The following is a 24018-nucleotide window of genomic DNA, read 5'->3' as shown; positions in this document are numbered from 1 at the left end:
GGGCTCAGGCCGCGCGGCGTACGCCCGGTGACACCGCGATCCTGTTCACCAGCGAGAACACCGCGAGGGTGACCAGCGCCAGCCCCGCCACCAGGGTGGCGCCGCCCACCACCTTCGCGTAGCTGCGCTGGGCGAGGCCGTCGATGATGTACCGCCCGAGCCCGCCGAGGCTGACGTAGGCGACGATGGTGGCCGTCGAGACGATCTGGATGGCGGCCGAGCGCAGCCCGCTGAGGATGAGCGGGAGCGCGACGGGCAGTTCGACCTGGAACAGGATCCGCGGCTCCCCCATGCCCATGCCCCGTGCGGCGTCCACCGGTGACGGGTCGACGGAGCGCATCGCCTCGTACGTCGTCACCAGGATCGGCGGCACGGCGAGAGCGACCAGCGGGATCATGACGGGCACCAGGCCGAAGCCGATCAGGACGAACATCAGCACCAGCAGACCGAAGCTGGGCAGCGCCCGCGCGGCCGTGGCGACGAGCGCCAGGACATTGCCGCCGCGGCCCGTGTGCCCGGTGAGCAGCCCCACCGGCAGGCCGATGGCGGCGGCGATGGCGAGGGCGATCAGTGTGTACTGGACGTGCTCGCGCAGCCGGGTCGGAATGCCGTCGTAGCCGTGCCAGTTGGCGTTGTCGCTGAAGAAGGCGTTGACGAAGTGGAGTACGTTCATCGGACGGCGTCCTCCAGGGCGGCCGCGGCCGGTTCGGGCCGGGCCTCGGCGTCGACGGGGCGTGCCCTGCGGGTGCCGCGCGGCATCCAGGGCGTCAGGAGCAGACGGACGCCGACCAGCACGGCGTCCGCGAGGACGGCGAGGACGGCCGAGCCGACCACCGAGAGCCAGATCAGACGCGGCTGGTGGTAGGTCATGCCGTCGTGGAGCAGATTGCCGAGGCCGCCCTGGTTGCCGATGAGCGCACCGACGCTGACGAGTGAGATGCTCGAAACGGTCGCGACCCTGAGGCCGGCGAGGATGGCGGGAACGGCGATCGGCAACTGCACCTGGAGGTAGCGGCGTACGGGCCCGAAGCCCATGGCGGTGGCGGCGGCGAGGGTCTCCTGCGGCACCGACCGGACGGCGTCGACGATCGCCGGGACGAGAACCACCAGGCTGTAGAGGGCCAGTGGGATCATCACCGTGGTCTCGGTCTGGCCCGTGTAGTCGATGAGGATGACGAACAGGGCGAGCGAGGGGATCGCGTACACCACGGTCGTCACCCACAGCACGGGCGCGTACAGCCAGCGCAGCCGTACGCACAGCTGGGCGACCGGCAGGGCCACCAGCAGGCCGGCGAGGACCGGCAGCAGGGCCTCGCGCAGGTGCAGGCCGATCAGGCCCCAGTAGCTGTTCTGGAGGTCGCTCGGAAGGTGGAACAGGCCGTTCATCCGGCCACCTTCGCAGCGTGGGGCGCCTCCGCGTGGGCCTCGCGGATGGCCTCGCCGATGACCTGCTGCGAGACGACGCCGACGACCCGCCCGGCGTCGTCCACGGCGACCGCCCAGCCGGTCGGGGAGAGCACGGTGCCGTCGAGCGCGGCCCGCAGCGAGTCACGGCCGGCCACGAAGGGCCGCCCGTACGGCAGCAGCCGCTCCGGCGCGATCTCACCGGGGGTGAGGTCCTGCGGTCTGCTCCAGCCGAGCGGGCGGCCGTCGAGGTCGGTCACGAGGACGTAGGGCGCGTCGGCGGTGCCGCGGGCGGCGAGCTTGTCGGCGCCGGCGTCGACGGCGACGACCGGCGCGGTCTGCAACTGCAGCCCGGCGGAGGAGAAGAAGGACAGCCGGCGGATACCGCGGTCCGCGCCCAGGAAGTCCTCGACGAAGGAGTCGGCGGGGGCGGACAGGAGTTCGGCGGGCGGGGCGAACTGGGCCAGGTGGCCGCCGGTGCGCATCACGGCGACCATCGTGCCCAGTTTGACGGCCTCGTCGATGTCGTGCGTGACGAAGACGATCGTCTTGCCCAGCTCCTCCTGGATGCGCAGGAGTTCGTCCTGCAGACCCTTGCGCACCACCGGGTCGACGGCCGAGAACGGCTCGTCCATCAGCAGCACCGGCGGGTCCGCGGCCAACGCCCGTGCCACGCCGACGCGTTGCTGCTGGCCGCCGGAGAGCTGGTAGGGGTAGCGCCTGGCGAGTGAGGAGTCGAGCCCGACCCGCTCCATCAGCTCCGCCGCGCGCCCCCGGGCCTTGTCCTTGCTCCAGCCCAGCAGACGGGGCACGGTGGCGATGTTGTCGATGATCGTGCGGTGCTGGAAGAGGCCGGCGTTCTGGATGACGTACCCCATGGACCGGCGCAGGGTGTTGACCGGCTGCTTCTGGACGTCGACGCCGTCGATGAGGATGGTGCCCTCACTCGGCTCGACCATCCGGTTGATCATCCGCAGGGTCGTGGTCTTGCCGCAGCCGGACGGACCCACGAGGACGGTGATCGAACGGTCCGGAATCTCCAGCGACAGCCGGTCGACCGCCACCGTGCCGTCCGGGTACCGCTTGGTGACTGAATCTATCCTTATCAAGGCGCCGCATACCCTTCGGGTGTGGCAGAAGCTGCCCGTTCTCGGCCACGGTCGTCGTCGTTCGGGCCGTTGCGGGGAGCAGTCTAGACCTCGAGTATTTCAAAACTTCGACAGCCGACGCCCTGACAGGACCTACCGCAGTCAGCCCTCGTCCGGGGTCAGCCGCAGCGAGATGCTGTTGATGCAGTACCGCTGGTCCGTGGGGGTCGGATAGCCCTCGCCCTCGAAGACATGCCCGAGGTGGGAGCCGCAGCGGGCGCAGCGGACCTCGGTGCGGACCATGCCGTGGGAGCGGTCCTCGATGAGCTCCACCGCGTCGGTGTCCTTCGGGTCGTAGAAGGACGGCCAGCCGCAGTGGGACTCGAACTTGGTGGTGGAGGTGAAGAGTTCGGCGCCGCAGGCGCGACAGGAGTACACGCCCTTGGTCTTGGTGTCGGTGTACTCACCGGTGAAGGCGGGCTCCGTGGCGGCCTGCCGCAGGACGGCGTACTCGGCCGGGTTCAGCTCCGCGCGCCACTGCTCGTCCGGCTTCTCGACGTCGTACGACATGAGTCTCAGCCCCTCACTTCGACAGCTGGTCCAGGATCCGCGGGCCGAGGTCGGTGACGTCGCCCGCTCCCATGGTGAGAACGAGATCACCGGCCTTCGCCATTCCCGCGATCACCGCCGGCGCCTGCTCCTTGTCATGGACGGCCGTGACCTCCGCGCCCGCGGCGCGCGCCGCGTCGATGATCAGGTCGCTGGTGACGCCGGGGATCGGGTCCTCGCGGGCCGGGTAGATTTCGAGGACGACCGAGGCGTCGGCGAGCGCCAGGGACTGGCCCATCTCCTTGCCCAGCTCCTGGGTGCGGGAGAACAGGTGCGGCTGGAAGAGGACCAGGATCCGGGCGTCGCCCCCGGCCGCGCGCATCGCCTCCAGGTCGGCGGTCATCTCCGTCGGGTGGTGGGCGTAGGAGTCGATCACCTGCACGCCGGCCGCCTCGCCCTTGAGCTGCAGGCGCCGCTTGACGCCCGTGTACGCGGCCAGCGCGCCGGCCAGCTCGGTGGCCGGGACGCCCAGCGCCGCGCCCGCCACGAGCGCGGCCACCGCGTTGTGGGCGTAGTGGCGGCCGGGGACGGAGACGGTGAAGGTGAGCTCCTGCCCGTCCAGGAGGACGGTGACCTCGCTCTTCAGGCCCTGCGGGACGACCGACAGCACGCGTACGTCCGCGTCCGGCGCCTCTCCGTAGGTCACCGTCCGCACCGATCCCGCCAGGCGCCGGGTCAGCTCCCGGGCGCCCTCGTGGTCGGCGGAGATCACCAGCGTGCCACCGGGCACGATTCGGCCGGCGAAGGTCTCGAAGGACTCGTAGATCTCGTCCATCGAGGCGTAGTTGGCATGGTGGTCCAGTTCCACGTTGAGGACGATCGCGACCTCGGGGGCGTACTTGTGGAAGCTGCGGTCCGATTCGTCGGCCTCGGCGACGAAGATGTCGCCCTCTCCGTGCAGGGCGTTGGAGCCGGGCGCGTCCAGGTCGCCGCCGATGGCGTACGACGGGTTCAGGCCCAGCTCGGTCAGCGACACCGCGAGCATCGACGTCGTCGTGGTCTTGCCGTGGGTGCCGGCGACCGCGATCGGGCGCAGCCCGTCCATCAGGGCGGCGAGGGCGTCGGAGCGGTGCACCACCGGGATGCCGAGTTCGGCGGCGCGGACGAGCTCCGGGTTGTCCTTCCGGATCGCCGACGACACGACCACGCAGGTGGCGTCCTCGGCGAGGTGCTCGGCCGCGTGCCCGATGTGCACGGTCGCGCCCAGTGCCCGCAGCGCCTCGGCGGTCGCCGACTCCTTGGCGTCACTGCCCGCCACCTTGGCCCCGCGCTGCGCGAGGATCTTCGCGATACCCGACATCCCGGCGCCGCCGATGCCGATGAAGTGCGGTCGGTCCATGGCGGGGGGAAGGCCGGCTGCCATGTGCGTATCTCCCAAGATCCGGTACTACGGTGAGCGCCCCCACCCTATAGCGGGCGCCGGGCGCCGGGTGCGAGCACGTCGCCGCCGGTGGGGCGAGCACGTCGCCGCCGGTGGGGCGGGCCCGTACCGCCGGCGGACGCCGGCCGGTCCGAGAGGCGACCCACCCGCGCGGACGCGCCGGTGGGCGAGGCGGGGTGGACGCGAGCCGCCGGCGCCTCGGGGCGTGGGATCACGCCCGCCCCGCACGGCCGAGTCAGGCGGCAGCGGCTACGCCTTGCTGTGCGAGAACAGTTTCAGCACCGGCACCCCCACCTTGTGCCGGGCCCGTGAGGCCCAGTCGCGGTGGAAGAACTCCTCCACGTAGTGGGGGTCGGTCAGCACGATCACCTCGTCCGCCTGCACCTCGTCGACGAGGGTCTTCAGGGCGTCCAGCGGGTGGTCCTCGATCAGCCGGCCCTCCGCCTCGCCGCCCGCCGCCCGCAGCGCCGTCAGGGACACGTCCAGGGCCTGCCGGCCGAGCGCCTTGGCGTCGTCGCCCTCCGGGGTGGCGCCCTCGCGCGCGGCCTCGTCGAGTTCGCCGAGCGCGATGTCGTCGATGGCCCTGAGCAGGCGGTCAGCCTGGTCGCCGCGTGGCTGGAGCAGCACGTGGAAGGAGACCTGCTCCTCTCCGTGCAAGGTGCTGACGAACTCCACGTCGGCGGACGTCAGGGCCTTCTCGATCATCAAAACGCTTGTGAACACCAGCGCCCCTTCTCCTTCGCGCTTCCCCGGGCCTCTTCCTCCGCGAGCCCCGGCGGGCCCCGCGGAAACCATCCTGCCCCGTGATCGCACGGATTTTCAGGACCGACGGTAGCGACTGAACAGGAATCCGGCCTCTTCCAGCAGGGACACCAGCTCGAACCGCCGGGGCACGGGGACGGACGGTCCCCCGGCGATGCGCTGCGCGTCCCCCGCGGTGAGCATGGGCGAGACGGTCAGACAGAGCTCGTCGAGCACCTCCGCGGCCACGAGCTGGCCGAGCAGCCGCGGGCCGCCCTCGGTGAGCAGCCGGGTGTGGCCGAGGTCCGCGAGGGCCTGGACGGCACGGGCCGGGTCCACCCCCATCCCGTCGCCCGCCACGACCACACGGGCGCCCGCCTTCTCCGCGGCGGCGACCCGGTCGGGGGCCGCTGCCGCTCCGGTCAGGATCAGGGTGGGCACCAGGGGCGAGGTGAACAGCGGGAGGGAGAAGTCCAGCTCCAGGCTCGCGGTGACGACCGCGATCGCCGGGGCCGGCCCCTGCCCCGCCGAGGACCGCAGCCCGGCGAACTCCGCCCGCTCGCGAGCCGGCCGGTATCCCTCCTGACGTACCGTTTCCGCACCGACCACGACGACATCCGCCAGCGCTCGGAGCGTGCCGAAGATCCGCATGTCGGCCGCGCTGGAGATGGGGTGCGAGCGGCCCTCGTGCTGGGCCGCGCCGTCGAGGGTGGACACCATGTTGGCCCGCAGCCATGGCACCCGCCCGCCGGGTGCGGCCGGCTCGGGATAGGCGTAGGCGGCGGCGAGCTCGGCGAGGCTCCACTCACGGCCGGCGTCGGCGCCGGGAGCCTCATCGGCCCTCTCGCGGGCGGCGGCACCGATGCTCTGGTCGGCTGTTTCGTCGGTCACAGGGAACAGGCGTCGCATCCGTGCAGTGTGACACGGCGCTTAAAGTAGGGAAGCGTGCCTACCTCCACCGCTGCCTCCGGGATCGGCCCCGTGGCCGACGCGGCCCCCCTGTCCCTCTGTGACCGTGAGCCGCACGTCCCCGCGGACCGGCTGGTCGCCGAGATGGTGCCGCCGCCGCGCTTCGACTCGGTGCGCTTCGCCACGTACATCCCGGACCCCGGCCAGCCCAGCCAGATCGAGGCGGTGGGGGTGCTCGAGGACTTCGCGGCCGGGACCGACGGCGCACGCGCGGGAGGAGCCCCCCGGAGAGGTCTGTTCGGCTTCGGCAGGCCCAAGGCCCCCAAGGCCCCGGCCGGCCCGCGCGGCGTCTACCTGGACGGCGGCTACGGCGTGGGCAAGACCCACCTGCTCGCCTCCCTCTGGCACGCCAGCCCGGCCGAGCCGTCCCGCAAGGCGTTCGGCACGTTCGTCGAGCTGACCAACCTGGTCGGCGCGCTCGGCTTCCAGCAGACGGTGCAGACGCTGTCCGGGCACAGCCTGCTGTGCATCGACGAGTTCGAGCTCGACGACCCGGGCGACACGGTCCTGGTGTCCACCCTGCTCGGCAGGCTGGTCGAGGCGGGCGTGGCGCTCGCGGCCACCTCCAACACGCTGCCCGGCAAGCTCGGCGAGGGCCGGTTCGCGGCGGCCGACTTCCTGCGTGAGATCCAGGGTCTGTCGGCTCATTTCCGCACCCTGCGCATCGACGGCGAGGACTACCGCCACCGCGGGCTGCCCGAGGCCCCGGCGCCGTTCTCCGACGAGCAGGTGACCCGGGCCGCGCACGCCACCGAGGGCGCGTCGCTCGACGACTTCCCGCGGCTGCTGGACCACCTGGCCCGGGTGCACCCCAGCCGGTACGGCGCGCTGACCGACGGCCTGCGGGCCGTGTGCCTCACCGGCGTGCGCCCGGTCCCCGACCAGTCGACGGCCCTCCGGCTCGTCGTCCTCGCGGACCGGCTCTACGACCGTGAGGTGCCCGTCCTGGCCTCGGGGCTGCCGTTCGACCAGCTGTTCAGCGAGGAGATGCTGAACGGCGGCTACCGCAAGAAGTACTTCCGCGCGATATCCCGGCTCACCGCGCTCGCCAGGGACGCCAAGGACCTGGTGCCGACCGAGCAGGGCTGATACCGCGACAGAACGCGCCGGTCAAGGGCCACTTCAGGCCACGCGACCGGCGCTTTTCACGCTCTCTTCTGCGTGTAACACCGAGTTAACCCTGCAAACATCTCCGTTGGGTTACGGTACTTCTTGACCATCCATTGACCTATCCTTGGCATGGACCAGAGGCGTGAAACGGGGAAGGGGGGCGCATGTTCCGAGGTAAGACAACCCGGGCCGTGATCTCGCTCCTCGCCACGGCCCTGCTCGCACTGCAGCTCTTCACGCCCGCCGGAACCTTCGCATCCGCGCATATTTTCCATCAGGTGGAGGCCAAGGCCCAGCCCGGAATCAAGTCCTCCTCCAAGCCGGTGCACGACGGTTCCGACACGTTCCGTGACCTGAGTTGCCCCGGGGACCCCGCCGGTCCCCCGCACACCCGCCACCGCCAGCGCACCGCCGCCTGCGGGTGGGATCAGGAACGCCCGCTGCCTGCCCGTGAACGGGTGGAGGCGCAGCCGGTGGCCGCGCCCCACGGGACGCACCACCGCACAGCCAGACCCGGGAGATCCCTCTCGCCGGCCGCGCTGCAGGTCTTCCGCTGCTGAGAGCCGGGTGCTGTTTCCCCCCCACACATCCGTCGTGCAAGCCCGACGCGCCACCGAGGCGCGCCAGGAGGATCCCACACACATGCAGCAGCCCCTCATCGACAACGCCCGTGCGTTCGGACAGCGCCCTGAGGAGTTCGCCAAGCTCGCCGAAGGCCAGTCCCCCCAGGTTCTGTTCATCACCTGCTCCGATTCCAGGGTCGTCCCGGCCCTGATCACGGGCGCCCGTCCCGGCGAGCTCTTCGAGTTGCGCACCGCGGGCAACATCGTCCCGCCGTACGCCTCGGAGCACCCCTGCAGCGAGGCGGCCACCATCGAGTACGCCGTGGAGGTGCTCGGCGTGAGGGACGTGGTCGTCTGCGGCCACTCCCACTGCGGAGCGGTCGGCGCGCTGGTGCGCGGTGACGACCTCGACGCCGTGCCCGCCGTGCGCGACTGGCTGACGCACGCCACGCCCCGCCCCAAGGGGGCCGTGGAGGACCCGACGGTCGCGGAGGGCGTGCAGAGCCACGTCCTCGCCCAGCTGCTGCGGCTGCGCTCGTACCCGTGCGTGGCCGACAAGCTGGCGCAGGGCCGGCTCGCCCTGCACGCCTGGTACTACGAGGTACACACCGGCGCCGTACAGGCGCACCGCCCGCAGACCGACACCTTCGAGTCCCTGTGAGCGCGCCGATGACCAACGTGACCCCCATATCCCCGACGCCCCCGAAGTCCCGGTTCCCGTACCTCAAGCAGGACTTCGCCGCGTCCCTCGTCGTCTTCCTGGTCGCGCTCCCGCTCTGCGTGGGCGTGGCCGTCGCCTCCGGTGTCCCGGCGGAGCTCGGACTTGTCACCGGCATCGTGGGCGGCATCGTCACCGGGCTGATGCGCGGCAGCAGCCTGCAGGTGTCGGGGCCGGCCGCCGGGCTCACCGTGCTGGTCTTCGAGGCGGTGCAGGAGTTCGGGCTGCCCGCGCTCGGCGCCATCGTGCTGGCCACCGGTCTGCTCCAGGTCCTGATGGGCGGGCTGAAGGTCGGCCGCTACTTCAGGGCCATCTCCGTCTCGGTCGTCGAGGGCATGCTCGCCGGCATCGGCCTGGTGCTGATCGCCGGACAGCTGTACCCGGCGCTGGCCGCGAAGGCCCCCGACTCGGGCCTCGGCAAGATAGCCGGGCTGCCCGGGGCGTTCATCGACTCCCTGGGCAGCACGGAGGCGCTGGCCTCGTTCGCGCTCTGCGCGGGCACGACAGCCGTGCTGGTGCTGTGGAAGCACATGTCGGCGAAGGTGCGTACGCTGCCGGGTCCGCTGGCCGCGGTCGGCCTCGCCACGCTGGCCGCGCTGGTCCTGTCCCTGCCGGTGGCCACCGTCGAGGTGAAGGGGCTGATCGACTCGATCCAGCCGCCGCCGATGAGCTCCCTCGGGGAGCTGGCGGGCATCGGGATGCTGGGCACGGTCCTCGCGTTCACACTGATCGCGTCAGCCGAGTCGCTGTTCAGCGCGGCGGCGGTGGACCGGATGCATGACGGGCCGCGCACGCAGTACGACAAGGAGCTCCTCGCCCAGGGCGTGGGCAACACGATCTGCGGGCTGCTCGGCGCGCTGCCGATGACCGCGGTGATCGTGCGCAGCGCGGCGAACGTCCAGGCGGGTGCGCGGACGAAGGCGTCCCGCGTGATGCACGGTGTGTGGCTGCTGCTGTTCGCTGCGCTGCTGCCGGCGGCGCTCGGCTACATCCCGATCCCGGCGCTCGCGGGCATCCTGATCTACTCGGGCGCCAAGCTGGTTCCCGTCCGGGCGCTCGCCGACCTGTGGCGCGAGCAGCGCGGCGAGGCGGTGATCCTGAGCGTCACGGCGGTGTCGATCGTCGCGGTCAGCATGTTCGAGGGCGTGCTCATCGGACTGGCGCTGGCCGTCATCAAGACCGCCTGGGAGTCCTCGCACGTCAAGCTGGAGGTCGTCGACAAGGGCGCCGGTCCCGTCGAGGCGTACCTGTCGGGCAACGCGACCTTCCTGCGGCTGCCGAAGATCCTCGACACCCTGGAGGCGCTGCCCCAGGACCGCCCGATCCGGCTGGACCTGTCCGGCCTGCACCACCTCGACCACGCCTGCCGCACGGCCCTGGAGAACTGGGCCGAACGGCACAGCGCGGCGGGCACGGAGCCGGTGCGGCTCATGGCGGCCTAGCCACACCCGGGACGACCGGCCGGGCCGGGGCGCCGAGAGCACAGCCCCGGACCGGCCGGCCGGCCCTGCCACCCCCACCCTGCCGCTCCGCCCGGTCCCGGGTCGCCCGGGACATGGCCTCCGGACGAACGCGGGCATATCGTTACAAGACGATGCCTCTGGTGTGGAGGAGGTCGTCATGCTCCAGGAACTGGTGGGAGCGATCGTCGCGGCCGGTGCCGCGGGTCTGGTGTACCTGGCCTCGGCGGCGCGGGTCGTCAAGCAGTACGAGCGCGGCGTGGTCTTCCGGCTCGGCCGAGTCACCGACGCGCACAGACCACCGGGCTTCACCATGATCATCCCCGGGGTCGACCGGCTGCGCAAGGTCAACATGCAGATCGTGACGATGCCGGTGCCCGCGCAGGAGGGCATCACGCGCGACAACGTGACCGTGCGGGTGGACGCGGTGGTCTACTTCAAGGTCGTCGATCCGGTGAGCGCGATCATCCGGGTCGAGGACTACCGGTTCGCGGTGTCCCAGATGGCGCAGACCTCCCTGAGGTCCATCATCGGCAAGAGCGATCTCGACGACCTGCTCTCCAACCGCGAGAAGCTGAACCAGGGTCTCGAGTTGATGATCGACAGCCCGGCCGTCGAGTGGGGTGTCACGATCGACCGCGTCGAGATCAAGGACGTGTCCCTGCCGGACACGATGAAGCGCTCCATGGCCCGCCAGGCCGAGGCCGACCGGGAGCGCCGGGCCAGGATCATCAACGCGGACGCCGAGCTGCAGGCCTCCAGGAAGCTGGCCGAGGCCGCGCAGCAGATGGCCGACACGCCCTCCGCCCTGCAGCTGCGGCTGCTGCAGACGGTGATGGCGGTGGCGGCGGAGAAGAACTCCACCCTGGTGCTGCCCATCCCGGTGGAACTGCTGCGCTTCCTGGAGAAGGGTTCTCAGGAGACGGGACCCCAGGAGAAGAGCCTCGAGGAGAAGCACGCCCCGCAGCAGACCGGCACCGACGACGTGGTCTTCCGACCGGGATGACGCGAGCGGCGCCACCTCGGACACCGTCCGGCGTGCCCTGACCGTCCACGCAGCCACGTACCGGCCCGGGACACCCGCACCGGCCGCTACGCCCGCCGAACCGGGGAACCCGGTGACGCGGGCGAGGGATGCCGGACGGAAGGGGCGCACGGTGGCGAGGAACGGCAAGGACAAGGACAAGGCGGCCCCTCTCCGCGAGTTGCTGCGCCTCCCCGTCGGCCGCCCCGTGGACCTCGGCGCGTACGACGCCGCGGCCACCCCCGGCGGCCCCGGCGACAAGGCCGCCGCCAAGGACGCCACCGCGCGGGCCGGCAAGCGCATGGCCGCTCTCCAGGAGCGCCTGTGGGCGGCGGGCGCCCGCGGCGACCGGCGCCGCCTGCTGCTGGTCCTGCAGGGCATGGACACCAGCGGCAAGGGCGGCACCGTCAAGCACGTCGTCAGCCACTTCAATCCGTCCGGCTGCCGGCTCAAGGCCTTCAAGCAGCCGACCGACGAGGAGCGCCGGCACCCCTTCCTCTGGCGCGTCCGCAGGGCGCTGCCCGAGCCGGGCGAGATCGGCGTCTTCGACCGCTCGCACTACGAGGACGTCCTGATCGCCCGGGTCCACGAGCTGGCCCCGAGCACCGAGATCGAGCTGCGCTACCCCCGGATCAACGACTTCGAGCGGGCCCTCACCGAGGACGGTGTGACCGTGATCAAGTGCTTCCTGCACATCTCGTATGAGGAGCAGTGCCGCCGTCTGCTCAAGCGCCTCGATAACCCGGAGAAGCACTGGAAGTTCGATCCGGCCGACATCGAGGAGCGTGCCAGGTGGCCCGCCTACCAGGAGGCGTACCAGATCGCCCTGGAGCGCTGCTCGACCCGGGCCGCGCCCTGGTACCTGATCCCGGCGGACCACAAGTGGTACCGCAACTGGGCGATCAGCCGGCTGTTGCTGGCCCATCTGGAGGAGCTGGCCCCTGGCTATCCGGCGGCGGACTTCGATGTGGCCCGGTGCCGGGAGCGGCTGCTGAAGGAGGGGTGACGGCCGGGCCACGGTCAAGTCCGCCGGGGCGGGGTACCCGGCGCCCATGAGCGATCACCGGCACCTGAGCGGTTCGTACTGGCTCCAGACGGCACCGGGCCCGTCCCACCCCGCCCTGACCGATGACGTGGACGTCGACGTGGCCGTGATCGGCGCGGGCGTGGCCGGGCTGAGCACGGCGCACGAGCTGGCGCGGGCCGGGCTCGGCGTGGCGGTGCTGGAGGCCCGGCGGGTGGCGGCCGGGGTCACGGGGCACACCACCGCCAAGCTGACCGCGCAGCACACCCTGATCTACGACAGGCTGCGCCGGACCCGGGGAGCGGAGGGCGCCCGACTGTACGCCCGCTCGCAGTCGGAGGCGATCGAGCACGCCGCCGCGCTGGTCGAGGAGCTGGGCATCGAATGCGACTGGGAGCGCAGGAGCGCCTACACGTTCGTCCGCGACCACGACCGGGTGGAGGAGGTGCGGGCCGAGGCCGAGGCGGCGCGGGAGGCCGGGCTGCCCGCCTCGTTCGTGACGGAGACGGGTCTGCCGTTCCCGGTGGCGGGCGCTGTGCGGGTGACCGGGCAGGCGCAGTTCCATCCCCGCAAGTACCTGCTGGCCCTGACCGAGGACCTGCTCGCGCGTGGCGGCCGGGTCTACGAGGACACCACGGTCACCGGCCTGGAGGAGGGCGAGCCGTGCCGGCTGACCACCGCCTCGGGCGCCACGGTGACGGCCCGGCACGTCGTGGTCGCCACGCACTACCCGGTCTTCGACCGCGCCCTGCTGTTCACCCGGCTCTCTCCGCGCCGGGAACTCGTCGTCGCCGGAACCCTCGACGCGAGCCGGGACCCGGACGGGATGTACATCACCCCCGAGGAGGACACCCGCTCGGTGCGCACCGCGCCCCTGGGCGAGGACGGGCAGCGGCTGTTGATCGTCACCGGGGAGCACTTCACCCCCGGCACCGGCGACACGGCGGCCCGCTTCGACCGGCTGGAGGCGTGGGGCGGCGAGCACTTCCCCGGTGTGGAGCTCACCCACGCCTGGGCCACCCAGGACAACGAGCCGACCGACACCGTGCCGCTGGTCGGCCCGCTGCATCCCGGTGCCCGGCACACCTACGTCGCCACCGGCTTCAGCGGCTGGGGCATGAGCGGCGGAATGATGGCAGGTCTGCTGCTCACCTCGCTGATCACCGGGCGGGACCGCCCGTGGCGGGAGCTGTACGACCCGCGCCGGCTGAAGTCCGCCGTGCGGGAGGCCCCCTCGTTCCTCAGGAACCAGGCGAAGGTGGCCGGGCACTTCATCGGTGACCGGCTGCGTCCTGCGCCGTCCGTCGACGAGATCGGCCCCGGCGAGGGGGCCGTGGTGCACTCCGGGCACGAGCGGCTGGCCGTCCACCGTGACGAGGGCGGCAACCTGCACGCCCTCTCCGCCCGGTGCACCCACATGGGCTGCCTGGTCGCCTTCAACTCGGCCGAGCGGGCCTGGGAATGCCCGTGCCACGGCTCCCGCTTCGACATCGACGGCAAGGTGGTCCAGGGACCGGCGGTCAAACCGCTGGAGCAGCGGAATCTGTGACGGGACTGCCGCCGGGCGGGTGACCGCACCGACGAGCCCTACATGAGATCATCACACAGAGGAACATCCCGCCCTATTTTCGTACGGTGATCAGACCTGTACGACGAATTGCGGCCGTCTGCGCCCTGGGTGCGGCCCTCGCCGCCTGCGGCACGACCGGAGCGCCCCACGCCGGTCACCCGGCCCCCGCCAGGCCCGCCCCCGCGAAGCCCGCCCCCTCCGCCACGCCCCCGCCCACCCTCTCCCCCGGCCCGGGCGGCCTGACGCCGGTCTTCGAGAACGGACCGCGGACCCGGGGGAAGACGGTCGCGCTCACCTTCGACGCCGACATGACCGCCGACGAGGGGCCGCGCGCGGCGGCGGGCGAGCACTTCGACAACCCGGCGCTGATCGCCACGCTGCGGTCGCTGAAGGTGCCGGCCACCGTGTTCATGACCGGCCGGTGGGCGGACGAGTACCCGGCCGAGGCCCGCTCCCTCGGCCACGACCCGCGGTTCGAGGTCGCCAACCACTCCTACAGCCACTACGCGTTCACCGGGGACTGCTACGGCCTGCCGACCGTCCCCGCGGACCGGATGCGCTCGGAGGTGGAGCGGGCGTACACCGCCATCCGCAAGGCGGGCGTGCCGCACCCGATGCCGTACTTCCGGTTCCCGGGCGGTTGCTACGACCAGAAGGCACTGCGTGCGCTGGGCGGCCTCGGGGTCACCGCCGTGCAGTGGGACGTCGTGAGCGGCGACGCGTTCGCCACGGACGCGGACGCGGTGGCCCGGCAGGTGCTGGACGGGGTGAAGCCGGGCTCGGTCGTCGTCATGCACTGCACGCGCAGCGCGGCCCCGACGACGGAGCGGGCCGTGCGCACGGTCGTGCCGGAACTGCGCAAGCGGGGCTACCGGTTCGTCAAGGTGTCGGAGCTGATCGGCGCCACGGGCGCCCGGCGGTGAGCCGTTTACGCTGGAAGCATGAGCGACACGGACAGTGCGGACTACTGCACGATCGCCGACGCCGCCAAGCCGCCCGAGGCCGAGGGGCCGCCGTACGCCGATTGTGTGCTGTGCCGGGAGCCGACGGAGTACCCGGAGTCGTACAAGGGCATCACGTTGTGCCCGCGATGCGAGTGGCAGGAGGCGCAGCGCACCGCCTGTTCAGGGTGAGCGGCGGGCGGTGAGCGCGCAGGCCAGGGCCGCGGCGGCGGTGGCGAGCAGCGCCGCCCCGGCGAGCGGCAGCAGCGGCACGGGGACGTGGCCGGACTGCGAGCCGGTGACCAGCCCGCGCACCGCCGCCCGCGCCGGGGAGCCGGCCACGACCAGGACCAGCAGCGCGGCCAGCAGCATCGCGGGCACCGCGCGGCCGGGCGAGCGCAGCAGCGGCCAGTTGGTGAGGGCGCCGACGGCCGTGCCCAGCAGGGCGCAGGCCAGCACAGCCAGGAGCCCGGCGGCACCGGCTTCGAGGCGCGGGACGTGGACGCGGTGCCCGACGCTGGCGGGATCACTGATCCAGGTCACGGCCAGGGTGGTCACCGTGCCGAGCACCGCGGACGTGGTCAGGGCCACCAGCAGGCAGGCCAGATGCGCCCTGCCGGGTCCGGCCGCCGCGGCGACGCAGGTACGGGCCGCGGGCGGCTCGTTGGTGACGCAGATCCGCACCAGCCAGGCGGCGACCGGCAGCAGGGCGGCGGCGGTGTAGCCGAGCGAGTCGAGCACCGGCTGCCCGCCCTGCACGCTGATGGCCAGGAAGGCCGCGTACAGGAGGAACGGCGGCAGCCAGCGCTGGGAGCGCAGCAGGAGGGCGGCCTGGTAGCGCAGGAGGGCGTTCATGGGCGGCTTTCGGGGTCGGGGCCCGGGGCGGGGGCGGGGTCGGGGTCGCCGGAGTGCACACCGACCACGTGCCAGGGCGGTCGGGCCGTCAGCAGGGCACGCAGCACGACGTCCGAGTGGGAGACGGGGACGCCGAGCCGGTAGGTGCCGGGCGTCTCCTCCTCGGCCGTGGTGACCGCCCTGACCACCTCGTCGGGCAGCCGGCCGCCGGGCGGGCCCTGCACGGTGACGAGCCTGTGCGGTCCGGTCGGCGCGGTCGCCTGCTCGGTACGACGGTCGAGGGCGCCGTCGACGACCGCGTACGTGGCGTCGGCCGCCTCGGCGAGGCGGCGCGGGTCGTGGTCGACGAACACGACGGCGCCTCCCGCCGCCACGCGTTCGGCCACCGCCCGTTCCAGCTCCGCCCGGGCCGCGGTGTCCAGTCCGGTCCACGCCTCGTCGAGGACGAGCAGTTCGGGCTCGGCGAGCAGCGCCTGCGCGACCGCCACCTTCTGGCTGCTGCCCTTGGACAGCCGGTCCATCGGTGTCCGGGCGTAGGCGCCCGCGCCGAAGCGGTCCAGCCATTCGGCCGCCGCGCGGGGTGCGACCCGGCGGGAAAGGCCGTGGACGGTGCCGAGGTGGGTCAGATATTCGGCGGCGGTGAAGGGGAGGGCCGGCGGGAACCGCTCCGGGACGTAGGCGGTGCGCGGGCGGCCGGAGACACGGCCCTCGCTGGGGGCGTCGACCCCGGCGAGCAGGCGCAGCAGGGTGGACTTGCCGGTGCCGTTGGCGCCCTCGACGCGGGTGAGGGTCCCCGGCGCCAGGGCCAGGTCGACGCCGCGCAGCACCCAGGGGCCGCGCAGACCGTAGCGACGGCCCACGCGCTCCAGCAGCAACTCACCTGTCATGACTGGACATCCTCGCTCCCGGTTCCGCCGTCCGCACGTGCCCGGAAGTACCGATCTTCCGCCTGGCAGACTGGAGGACGTGACCAGCGACCTCACCGTTCCCGGCGATTCCACCGTTTCCGGCGACAGCCCGTTCCGTGCCGAACGCACCGCGCGCGACGAGGCTCCGCAGTTCGTCCTGCCCCTCGTGGTGCGGCTCGAGAAGACGGCGCCCCCGGCGCGTACCGACGCACTGGAGACCGCCGCCCGTGCCGTGCTGACGATGCTCGGTGACGAGCGGTCGACGGGGGACGGCGAGTGGGCCGAGGCCCTGCGGGACTGGGAGGACGCCCGGATCCGGAAGGTGGTCAGGCGGGCCCGGGGCGCCGAGTGGCGGCGCGCGGAGGCGCTGCCCGGGATCACGGTCACCGGGAAGTCGGCGGAGGTCCGCGTGTTCCCGCCCGTCCCCCTGGACGGCTGGCCCAAGGACCTGGCCAGGCTGCAGGTGTCCGGCACCGAGCTGGACGACCCGGAGCCGCCCACCGACGCCGACCCCACGGCGCCCGTGCTGTGGCTGAACCCGGAGCTGGAGATGTCGGCGGGCAAGGCGATGGCCCAGGTGGGCCACGGTGCCCAGCTCGCCTGGTGGGAGCTGTCCGACGAGGAGCGGGCCGCCTGGCGGGAGGCGGGCTTCCCGCTCGCCGTGCGCACCGCCGCGCCGGCCCAGTGGCCCGAACTGACCGCCTCGGGCCTGCCGTTGGTGCGTGACGCGGGCTTCACGGAGATCGCCCCCGGCTCCTGCACCGTGGTCGCCGACCATCCGGCGCTGCGGTGACCAAGACCGACGGCCGGGTGGAACGCGGCAACCGGACCCGGCGGTTGGTACTGCGCCGTACCGTCGAGATCGCGTCCGTGGAGGGACTCGAGGCGTTGTCCGTCGGGCGACTGGCCACGGAGCTGGGGCTCAGCAAAAGTGGGGTGTTCGCGCTCTTCGGGTCCAAGGAGGAGCTGCAACTGGCCACCGTGCGGGAGGCGGAACGGATCTTCGCCGGGGAGGTGATGGACCCCGTCGCCGAGGTCCCGGCGGGGGTCGCGCGGGTGTGGCGGCTGTGCGATCTGTGGCTGGAGTACTCGCGGGGGCGGGTCTTCCCCGGAGGCTGCTTCTTCTACGGTGTCGTCGCCGAGTTCGACGCTCGGTCCGGGCCGGTGCACGACGCGGTGGTGCGGGCCCAGCGCCGGTGGACGGCCGTCGTGGAGCGCACGGTGGAGGAGGCCCGTGGCGCCGGTGAGCTGCGGGCCGACACGGATGCGGCCCAACTCGCCTTCGAACTCGTGGCGTTGCTGGAGACAGCCAACGCCGTCTCGGTGCTGCACGACGAGGAGACCGCCTATCGCAGGGCCCGGGTGGGCATCGCGGGGCGGTTGCGGAGCACGGTGACGGAGAAACAACTAGCACGACCGTTCGCACAGTTTTAGGCTCGGTCCATGACTGTCACCGGGAGCGACATCGTCGAGCTCGACCGCGTCGCCGTGTACGGGGCCATGCGGGTCGTGGAACTGGCGAAGGACGAGGACTGGGAGCGGGACACCCCGTGTGCGGGGTGGACGCTGCGCTCGCTCGTGGCGCACATGGCCGCACAGCATCACGGGTTCGCGGCGGCCGCGCGCGGGGCGGGGCTGGAGAAGGCGCGCTGGCGGGATCCGGAGGACATGCGCGAGCCCGCCCGCGTACACCGAGTGGCCGCCACGTCCGTACTGGCCGCTTTCGCCGAACCGGGCGTGCTGGAGCAGGAGTTCGGGCTCGCGGAGCTGGGGCTGAGCGTTCCGGGCCGGACGGCGGTCGGCTTCCACCTCGTGGACTACGTGGTGCACGCCTGGGACGTGGCAGCCACGCTCGGCATGGACCTGGACCTGCCGGACGAAGTACTCGGCGCGGCGCTGGCCGTCGCCCGGCGGGTGCCGACCGACCCGGACCGCCGCGGGCCCGGCTCCCCCTTCGCCCCCGCGCTCCAGGTGCCGGAGGGCACCGGGGCGCTGGAGGAGACACTGCGCCTGCTCGGACGCTCACCGGAGGAGTGGCTGATACGGGGGTGAGGATGCCGCTGCGACGAGCAGCGTCCGAGCCGTCTGGTGAATCTCTCACCGGTTCACCGAATCCACACGACTCACTGTCGCGACGGCTAGCTTGTACGGAAGGCGGTACTCACCGCCAGGGGGGAGCCGAGGTGCCGTCACCGCAGACACCCGTACGCCCGCGGCTGACCATGCGTGCCGTCCTGGGCGCCGCTGTCTGCGCCATCGCTTTGGCGTTCCTCAACTTCCTTACCGGCGTGTACACCTGGTTGGCCTTCGCGAGGCCCCAGATGTTTCCGTTCGACAACATAGCCTTCGGCTACGTCGCCTGCCTCCTGGCAGCCCTGACCGCTCTGCTGACGCTGATTCCGGTTGCCAAGCGGTGGTTGAGCATCTGGTTTCTCATCCCACCCTGGGCGCTCTTCCTGGTAGCACTTGGACGGCTCGCATACATCTTCGCCGGCTGACAGTGATCGAGGGTCTCCGACGACGGCCACGGGGAGTACCGGGGGATCCCCACGGGCCCGTGGCGGTACGGGACCGTGCCGGGTGCCGCCGGGCCGGGAGCGCCTCCCGGCCGTAGGCGGGGAAGGGGCTTTCGCGGCAGGCCCTCGGTGTCGGGTGTGAACCTCAAATAATGCTCTGAAGGTGTGCGCGGCTGGGTTCACGGCCCGGCGCCGGGGCCATACCCCCCTCATGCCGGAACACGGGTGAGAGGGGGCGGGCGATGCGGCGACTGGGCGCGGGGATCGGCTGGCGGCCGGAGATCGCGGACGCGGTGGAGCGGATGCCGGGGATCGACTGGGTCGAGGTGGTGGCGGAGAACGTGTGCCCCGGGCACCTCCCCGAGTCGCTGCGGAGGCTGCGCGAGCGCGGGGTGACCGTGGTGCCGCACGGTGTCTCGATCGGCCTCGGGGGCGCCGACCGGCCCGACGCGGGACGGCTGACGGCCCTCGCCGAGCGGGCCGCGGCATTGGGCTCCCCGCTTGTCACCGAGCACATCGCGTTCGTGCGCGCGGGCGGTCCGCTGACCGCCTCCCCGCGCCTGGAGGCGGGCCATCTGCTGCCCGTGCCGCGCACCCGGGACGCCCTCGACGTGCTGTGCGAGAACGTGCGCATCGCCCAGGACGCGCTGCCGGTGCCGCTCGCCGTGGAGAACATCGCGGCGCTGATCGCCTGGCCCGGTGAGGAGATGACGGAGGGTCAGTTCCTGTACGAGCTGGCCGACCGGACCGGTGTGCGTCTGCTGATCGACGTGGCGAACCTGCACACCAACCACGTCAACCGGGGCGAGGACCCCGCCGAGGCGCTGGCCGAACTGCCCCTGGAAGCCGTCGCGTACGTCCATGTCGCGGGCGGCTTCGAGCGGGACGGGGTCTGGCACGACAGCCACGCCCACCCCGTGCCCGAGCCGGTCCTCGACATCCTCACCGATCTGGCCTCCCGCGTCGATCCGCCCGGGGTGCTGCTGGAGCGGGACGAGAACTTCCCGGAACCGCCCGGACTGGAGCGGGAGCTGGCGGCGATCCGGGGGGCCGTGGGGAAGGGGCGGGCAACGGGGGCCACCCCTTCCCCGAAGACGGCCGAGACCTCCGCGCCGGCACGGCGGGCACCCTCGGACGCGGTCCGCCAGCGCCTCGGCCTCGCCCAGACCGCGGTGCTGTCCTCGCTCGTGGCCGGGACACCGGTTCCGGAGGGCTTCGACCGGGCGCGGATGCGGGTGCAGGCACGGGCGCTCGCGGCGAAGCGGGCCGATGTGGTGGCGAAGGTGGCACCGGAGCTGCCGGAGATCCTCGGTGAGGGATACCGTGCCGCATTCCTCGGCTATGCCCAGGGGCAGCCGATGACCGGGGGCTACCGGCAGGACGCGCTGGACTTCGCCGGGCATCTGCTGTTCACGGGGCGGTTCACGGAGCCCCGGGTGCGGCGAGAGCTGCGGGAATGGTGGCTGGAGCGGTCGGGGCCGGCGCCGCGCTCCAGCCGCCCTGTGGTGCGGGCGGCCCGCGCGGCACGGAGGGTACTGATGCGGCAGGCGTGACGGTGTCGCCGAGTTCACGTCCGAATTCAGGGGATTTACGACCCTATGCGGTACGGCAGTCGCAGAAGAGGCGCAGTAATATGCCAACTCCGCACCCCTGGAAGCACTGGTGTGCGGTGCCGCAACAGGAGGCACCATGCGACCGCGACCGCCCGTCAAGGGACGGGGCATATTCAGCGGCACCGGGATCATCATCTCGGGCCTCACCGCGACGCTGGCGGCGCTGATCTTCCCGGTGTGGTCGTACACCGACCAGCCGAAGACGACCGGCGCGAGCGTGCTGCGGGCGGACACGTACCTCACGCAGTACGGCCCACTGTCCGCGCAGGACCGCGACTTCATCACGAAGGTCCGGCTGGCCGGACTGTGGGAGCTGCCCGCCGGACAGCTGGCGCAGGAGAAGGGCACCACCGCGGCCGTACGGACGGCGGGGCGGCATCTGGTCGACGGCCACACCTTCCTCGACGAGCGCGTCCGGGACGTCGCCGGCAAGCTGGGCCTCGGGCTGCCGAACGAACCCACCGACCAGCAGAAGCAGTGGCTCGACACCCTGAAGTCGGCGCAGGGGGAGGACTTCGACCGCCAGTTCGCCAACATCGTGCGGCTCGCGCACGGCAGGGTGTTCTCGGTGGTCGCCGAGGTGCGCGCCGGTACGCAGAACTCGCTGGTGCGCAGCCTCGCCGACGACGCGAACACCACCGTCCTGGACCACATCCAGGTCCTGGAGGCCACGGGGTACGTGGACTTCGCCGCGCTGGCCCGGGACCTCGCCGCCAGCGGCACACCCACTCCCCCCGGCTCCGGCCTGCCGAGCGCCGCCACCGGTTCCCCGATCCCGGTCGCCCCGCCCCCGGCACCGAGTTACACGCTCCCGCCGGCCGCCTCCAGCCCGCCGCCGTCGAACGGCTCCTGACCAGCGCGGCGAAGCACAACGTCACATGTCGGCAACACTGTGTCCGGATCGTGAACAGGGCATGGAGTTTCCCAGACCGCTGGCATAGAAACTTGTCATGTTCTGGCTCCTCCTCTTACTGCTGGCCTGGGCCGTCGCCGGCACGGCGTGCACCCGGCTGTGCCTCGCCGCCGTACACGCGGCGGCGGTCGACAGGCAGGACGCGACCACGGGCCGGGAGCACGAGCTGACGCTGTACGAGGCGGCGTTCCTGTCCGGCGGGCCGGCCCGCGTCGCCGATCTGACCATGGTCTCCATGGCGCGGCAGCGGCGCCTGCTGCTCGCGCACACCGGTTGGGCGACCGTCGTCGACCCGCGCGGGCGGGACGAGATGGAGCGGTCGGTGATAGGCGCCATCGGCCCGGAGGGGCAGTCCCGCATCGGGCCCGTGCGGTCCGCGGCGGCGGGCGCGGAAGCGGTGCGCAGCCTCGCCGACTCCCTGGTGCGCGCGGGGCTCGCGGTGCCCGACGGGGCGCGTACGACCGTGGCGGCCGGCGTCCGCCAGGTGCGGGCCGCCGCGCTCGCCGTCCTCGCGCTGGGCGCGACCGCGCTGCTGACGCCCGCGCCCACCCAGATGCCGCGCGAGCTGGTCGCCCTGTGGTTCGCGCTGCCCCTCGCCCTCACCTTGAGCTGCCTGGCCATAGCCCGGGTCGAGGCGCACCCGTACTCCCGCTGGGCGTCCCCGGCCGGGCAGCGGCTGCTCGGCGCGCTGACCCGGCGGACCGGCGACCCGGCCGGCGACCGGGGCTATCTGACCTCCGTCGCCGTACGCGGCATCCGCGCGATCGGCGAACCGGAACTGCGCGCGGCCTTCGCACACCGCGACCAGTCCTGCGGAGGCTGAGCCCCCCGGCGAGGAGCCCGCTCCCGGGGGCGCACAAGGGGCATTCGCGCCGACACCGCCCGGATGGTGCTTGCCTTCCCCGACGCTCGTACGAAACATCCCTTTTGTCCCGGCGGTTCGCCGCCGCCCGCTGCGAAAGGGTTACGCGATGAGAGCTGCCGTCCTCTACTCGGCCGCCGGGTCCCTGCTGTTGACCACCCTGGCCGCCGCCCCCGCCGACGGCGCACCCGGCGTCCCCCAGGCGGCCCGGCTGCGCGGCGTCGAGGTGGCCGCCACCCGTGCGCGTGCGTCCGGCATCGACTTCGGCACCTGTCCGGCCGACCAGAAGGCGCCGGACGGCCTGCAGTGCGGCACGGTGACCGTGCCGCTGGACTACGCGCATCCCGACGGCAGGCAGATCCGACTGACCGTCAGCCGGGTGCGGGCGACGCACAAGGACCCGCGCAACAGCAAGCGCAAGGTGCCCCGCCAGGGTGCCCTCGTCTTCAACCCGGGCGGCCCGGGCGGCTCCGGCATGTACTTCCCGCTGGTCGGCCTGCTGCCCGAGTGGAAGCGCATCGCGGCCGCCTACGACCTCGTCGGCTACGCCCCGCGCGGGGTGGGCCGTTCGGCGCCGCTGTCCTGCCAGGACCCCAAGCAGTTCGCCGGCGGGCCGACGCAGGCGCCGACGCACCCCTCGACCGCCTACAAGAAGAAGCGCATCGCCCAGGCCAAGACGTACGCGCGCGGCTGCGCGCAGCGCTCGGGAAGCGCTCTGCGGTACTACAACTCCCTGAACAACGCCCGTGACCTGGATGTCCTGCGCGCCGCGCTGGGCGAGGACAGGCTGACGTTCATGGGCGCCTCGTACGGCACCTACTTCGGGGCGGTGTACGCGACGCTGTTCCCCTCGCACGTACGGCGGATGGTCCTGGACTCGGCGGTGAACCCCGCCCCCGAACAGGTCTGGTACCGCGACAACCTCGACCAGTCGGCCGCGTTCGAGGGCCGCTGGGCCGACTTCCGGGACTGGGTGGCCCGGCACGACGACGTGTACGGGCTCGGCGACACGGCGGAGAAGGTCCGGCGCGGCTACGAGACGGCACGGGCGCGGCTGGCCGCCCGGCCGGCGGGCGGGAAGGTCGGGCCCGGGCAGCTGCAGGCGGCGTTCCTGTCGGCCGCGTACTACGACGACTACTGGCCGAGCCGCGCCGAGGCGCTGTCGGCGTACCTGAAGGGTGATCCGGGGCCGCTGCTGCGGGTGGCGGCGCCGAGCCCGGAGACGGCCGCCGAGGCGGAGAACACGAGCGCGGTCTACACCGCCGTCGAGTGCAACGACGCGCCCTGGCCGACCGACTGGGCGGTGTGGGACCGCGACAACACCCGGCTCGCGCGCAGGGCGCCCTTCGAGACCTGGGAGAACGTGTGGATGAACCTGCCCTGCGCCTACTGGCCGGCACCCCGGCAACGGCCGGTCGACGTGCGGACCGGGCCGGGTGAGCTGCCGCCGACGCTGATCCTGGCCGCCGAGCGGGACGCGGCCGCGCCGTACGACGGAGCGCTGGAGATGCACCGGCGGCTGGCGGACTCGGTGCTGGTGACCGAGCGGGACGCGGGCACGCACGGCATCGCGGGCGGGGCGAACCCGTGCGTCAACGCCCACCTCGAGGCGTATCTGCTGCAGGGTCGTCTCCCGGTGCGGCACGCGTCCTGCGCACCGCACCCGGAGCCGAGGCCGGGAGCGCCCCGCAAGCAGGCCCTGAGGGACCATCTGAAGGGCAAGGCCGACCGGACCTGAGCCCGTACGGA

At 72.5% G+C, this 24018-nt stretch carries 26 protein-coding genes; 17 read left to right on the top strand and 9 right to left on the bottom strand.

What is annotated here, in order from left to right; all coding sequences use genetic code 11:
* Nucleotides 1–4 precede the first annotated feature (4 nt).
* From ACFYZQ_RS14610 to ACFYZQ_RS14580, 7 genes are all read right to left on the bottom strand, one after another.
* Nucleotides 5–673 (bottom strand): ABC transporter permease, encoded by a 669-nt coding sequence (locus ACFYZQ_RS14610; protein ID WP_389146477.1) that lies wholly within the window; start codon nt 671–673, stop codon nt 5–7.
* Nucleotides 670–1386, bottom strand: a complete 717-nt coding sequence (locus ACFYZQ_RS14605) for an ABC transporter permease (protein ID WP_389146475.1) — start codon at nt 1384–1386, stop codon at nt 670–672. Before ACFYZQ_RS14605 ends, ACFYZQ_RS14610 begins: the two co-directional genes overlap by 4 nt.
* Nucleotides 1383–2513, bottom strand: a complete 1131-nt coding sequence (locus tag ACFYZQ_RS14600; protein WP_389146472.1) for an ABC transporter ATP-binding protein — start codon at nt 2511–2513, stop codon at nt 1383–1385. The genes ACFYZQ_RS14605 and ACFYZQ_RS14600 overlap by 4 nt, the downstream gene beginning before the upstream one ends.
* Nucleotides 2514–2654: 141 nt before the next feature.
* The gene (gene msrB / locus ACFYZQ_RS14595; RefSeq protein ID WP_132850446.1) at nt 2655–3062 is read right to left on the bottom strand and encodes a peptide-methionine (R)-S-oxide reductase MsrB; all 408 of its coding nucleotides are present in this window, start codon (nt 3060–3062) and stop codon (nt 2655–2657) included.
* A 13-nt stretch (nt 3063–3075) separates the two neighbouring features.
* Nucleotides 3076–4464, bottom strand: coding sequence for a UDP-N-acetylmuramate--L-alanine ligase (murC, locus tag ACFYZQ_RS14590; protein ID WP_389146469.1), 1389 nt, complete (start codon nt 4462–4464; stop codon nt 3076–3078).
* 267 nt (nt 4465–4731) lie between these two features.
* Nucleotides 4732–5205 (bottom strand): indole-3-glycerol phosphate synthase, encoded by a 474-nt coding sequence (locus tag ACFYZQ_RS14585; RefSeq protein WP_389146467.1) that lies wholly within the window; start codon nt 5203–5205, stop codon nt 4732–4734.
* 96 nt (nt 5206–5301) lie between these two features.
* Entirely contained in the window at nt 5302–6132 is an 831-nt protein-coding gene (locus ACFYZQ_RS14580; protein ID WP_389146464.1) for a pyrimidine reductase family protein, read from the bottom strand.
* Nucleotides 6133–6168: 36 nt separating this feature from the next.
* Between ACFYZQ_RS14580 and zapE the strand changes: the two genes are divergently transcribed.
* The 9 genes from zapE to ACFYZQ_RS14535 all read left to right on the top strand — a co-directional run bounded on the left by zapE (nt 6169) and on the right by ACFYZQ_RS14535 (nt 14794).
* Nucleotides 6169–7281: a cell division protein ZapE gene (gene zapE / locus ACFYZQ_RS14575; protein WP_389146461.1), complete on the top strand. Its 1113-nt coding sequence runs from the start codon at nt 6169–6171 to the stop codon at nt 7279–7281.
* Between the two features lie 185 nt (nt 7282–7466).
* A complete protein-coding gene (locus tag ACFYZQ_RS14570) occupies nt 7467–7862 on the top strand; it encodes a hypothetical protein (protein ID WP_389146459.1) in 396 nt (131 codons plus the stop codon).
* 82 nt (nt 7863–7944) lie between these two features.
* On the top strand, nt 7945–8526 hold the full coding sequence (locus ACFYZQ_RS14565; RefSeq protein ID WP_389146456.1) for a carbonic anhydrase: 582 nt from the start codon (nt 7945–7947) through the stop codon (nt 8524–8526).
* Nucleotides 8527–8534: 8 nt separating this feature from the next.
* Nucleotides 8535–10025, top strand: coding sequence for a SulP family inorganic anion transporter (locus ACFYZQ_RS14560; protein WP_389146453.1), 1491 nt, complete (start codon nt 8535–8537; stop codon nt 10023–10025).
* A gap of 178 nt (nt 10026–10203) precedes the next feature.
* Nucleotides 10204–11049: a slipin family protein gene (locus tag ACFYZQ_RS14555; protein WP_389146451.1), complete on the top strand. Its 846-nt coding sequence runs from the start codon at nt 10204–10206 to the stop codon at nt 11047–11049.
* 151 nt (nt 11050–11200) lie between these two features.
* The gene (locus tag ACFYZQ_RS14550) at nt 11201–12073 is read left to right on the top strand and encodes a PPK2 family polyphosphate kinase (protein WP_389146449.1); all 873 of its coding nucleotides are present in this window, start codon (nt 11201–11203) and stop codon (nt 12071–12073) included.
* A gap of 46 nt (nt 12074–12119) precedes the next feature.
* Nucleotides 12120–13640 carry an FAD-dependent oxidoreductase gene (locus ACFYZQ_RS14545; protein WP_389146446.1) on the top strand — a complete coding sequence of 507 codons (1521 nt, stop codon included), beginning with the start codon at nt 12120–12122 and terminating at the stop codon, nt 13638–13640.
* An 86-nt stretch (nt 13641–13726) separates the two neighbouring features.
* Nucleotides 13727–14584 carry a polysaccharide deacetylase family protein gene (locus tag ACFYZQ_RS14540; RefSeq protein ID WP_389146443.1) on the top strand — a complete coding sequence of 286 codons (858 nt, stop codon included), beginning with the start codon at nt 13727–13729 and terminating at the stop codon, nt 14582–14584.
* Between the two features lie 18 nt (nt 14585–14602).
* The gene (locus tag ACFYZQ_RS14535; protein ID WP_389146440.1) at nt 14603–14794 is read left to right on the top strand and encodes a hypothetical protein; all 192 of its coding nucleotides are present in this window, start codon (nt 14603–14605) and stop codon (nt 14792–14794) included.
* On the opposite strand, the gene ACFYZQ_RS14530 is transcribed toward ACFYZQ_RS14535, so the two are convergent.
* On the bottom strand, nt 14786–15457 hold the full coding sequence (locus ACFYZQ_RS14530) for an ABC transporter (RefSeq protein WP_389146437.1): 672 nt from the start codon (nt 15455–15457) through the stop codon (nt 14786–14788). The genes ACFYZQ_RS14535 and ACFYZQ_RS14530 overlap by 9 nt on opposite strands.
* A complete protein-coding gene (locus ACFYZQ_RS14525) occupies nt 15454–16344 on the bottom strand; it encodes an ATP-binding cassette domain-containing protein (protein WP_389146434.1) in 891 nt (296 codons plus the stop codon). The genes ACFYZQ_RS14530 and ACFYZQ_RS14525 overlap by 4 nt, the downstream gene beginning before the upstream one ends.
* Before the next feature lie 70 nt (nt 16345–16414).
* Here ACFYZQ_RS14525 and ACFYZQ_RS14520 point away from each other — a divergent pair, with 70 nt between their 5' ends.
* From ACFYZQ_RS14520 to ACFYZQ_RS14485, 8 genes are all read left to right on the top strand, one after another.
* The gene (locus ACFYZQ_RS14520) at nt 16415–17158 is read left to right on the top strand and encodes a peptidyl-tRNA hydrolase (protein WP_389147355.1); all 744 of its coding nucleotides are present in this window, start codon (nt 16415–16417) and stop codon (nt 17156–17158) included.
* A complete protein-coding gene (locus ACFYZQ_RS14515; protein WP_389146431.1) occupies nt 17155–17799 on the top strand; it encodes a TetR/AcrR family transcriptional regulator in 645 nt (214 codons plus the stop codon). The genes ACFYZQ_RS14520 and ACFYZQ_RS14515 overlap by 4 nt, the downstream gene beginning before the upstream one ends.
* 9 nt (nt 17800–17808) lie before the next feature.
* Nucleotides 17809–18417, top strand: coding sequence for a TIGR03086 family metal-binding protein (locus tag ACFYZQ_RS14510; RefSeq protein WP_389146429.1), 609 nt, complete (start codon nt 17809–17811; stop codon nt 18415–18417).
* Nucleotides 18418–18548: 131 nt separating this feature from the next.
* Nucleotides 18549–18863, top strand: coding sequence for a hypothetical protein (locus ACFYZQ_RS14505; protein WP_389146426.1), 315 nt, complete (start codon nt 18549–18551; stop codon nt 18861–18863).
* 260 nt (nt 18864–19123) lie between these two features.
* Nucleotides 19124–20434 carry a DUF692 domain-containing protein gene (locus ACFYZQ_RS14500; protein ID WP_389146423.1) on the top strand — a complete coding sequence of 437 codons (1311 nt, stop codon included), beginning with the start codon at nt 19124–19126 and terminating at the stop codon, nt 20432–20434.
* 136 nt (nt 20435–20570) lie between these two features.
* Entirely contained in the window at nt 20571–21347 is a 777-nt protein-coding gene (locus tag ACFYZQ_RS14495; protein ID WP_389146420.1) for a DUF4142 domain-containing protein, read from the top strand.
* A 97-nt stretch (nt 21348–21444) separates the two neighbouring features.
* The gene (locus tag ACFYZQ_RS14490) at nt 21445–22230 is read left to right on the top strand and encodes a TIGR04222 domain-containing membrane protein (RefSeq protein ID WP_389146417.1); all 786 of its coding nucleotides are present in this window, start codon (nt 21445–21447) and stop codon (nt 22228–22230) included.
* Between the two features lie 148 nt (nt 22231–22378).
* Nucleotides 22379–24007: an alpha/beta hydrolase gene (locus tag ACFYZQ_RS14485; RefSeq protein ID WP_389146414.1), complete on the top strand. Its 1629-nt coding sequence runs from the start codon at nt 22379–22381 to the stop codon at nt 24005–24007.
* The last annotated feature ends 11 nt before the right edge of the window (nt 24008–24018 follow it).

This window comes from Streptomyces sp. NPDC001843 (genome assembly GCF_042891955.1).
Taxonomy (GTDB): Bacteria; Actinomycetota; Actinomycetes; order Streptomycetales; family Streptomycetaceae; genus Streptomyces.
Note: the sequence above shows the minus strand (reverse complement) of the source record. Positions and strands in the feature narration are given on the sequence as shown.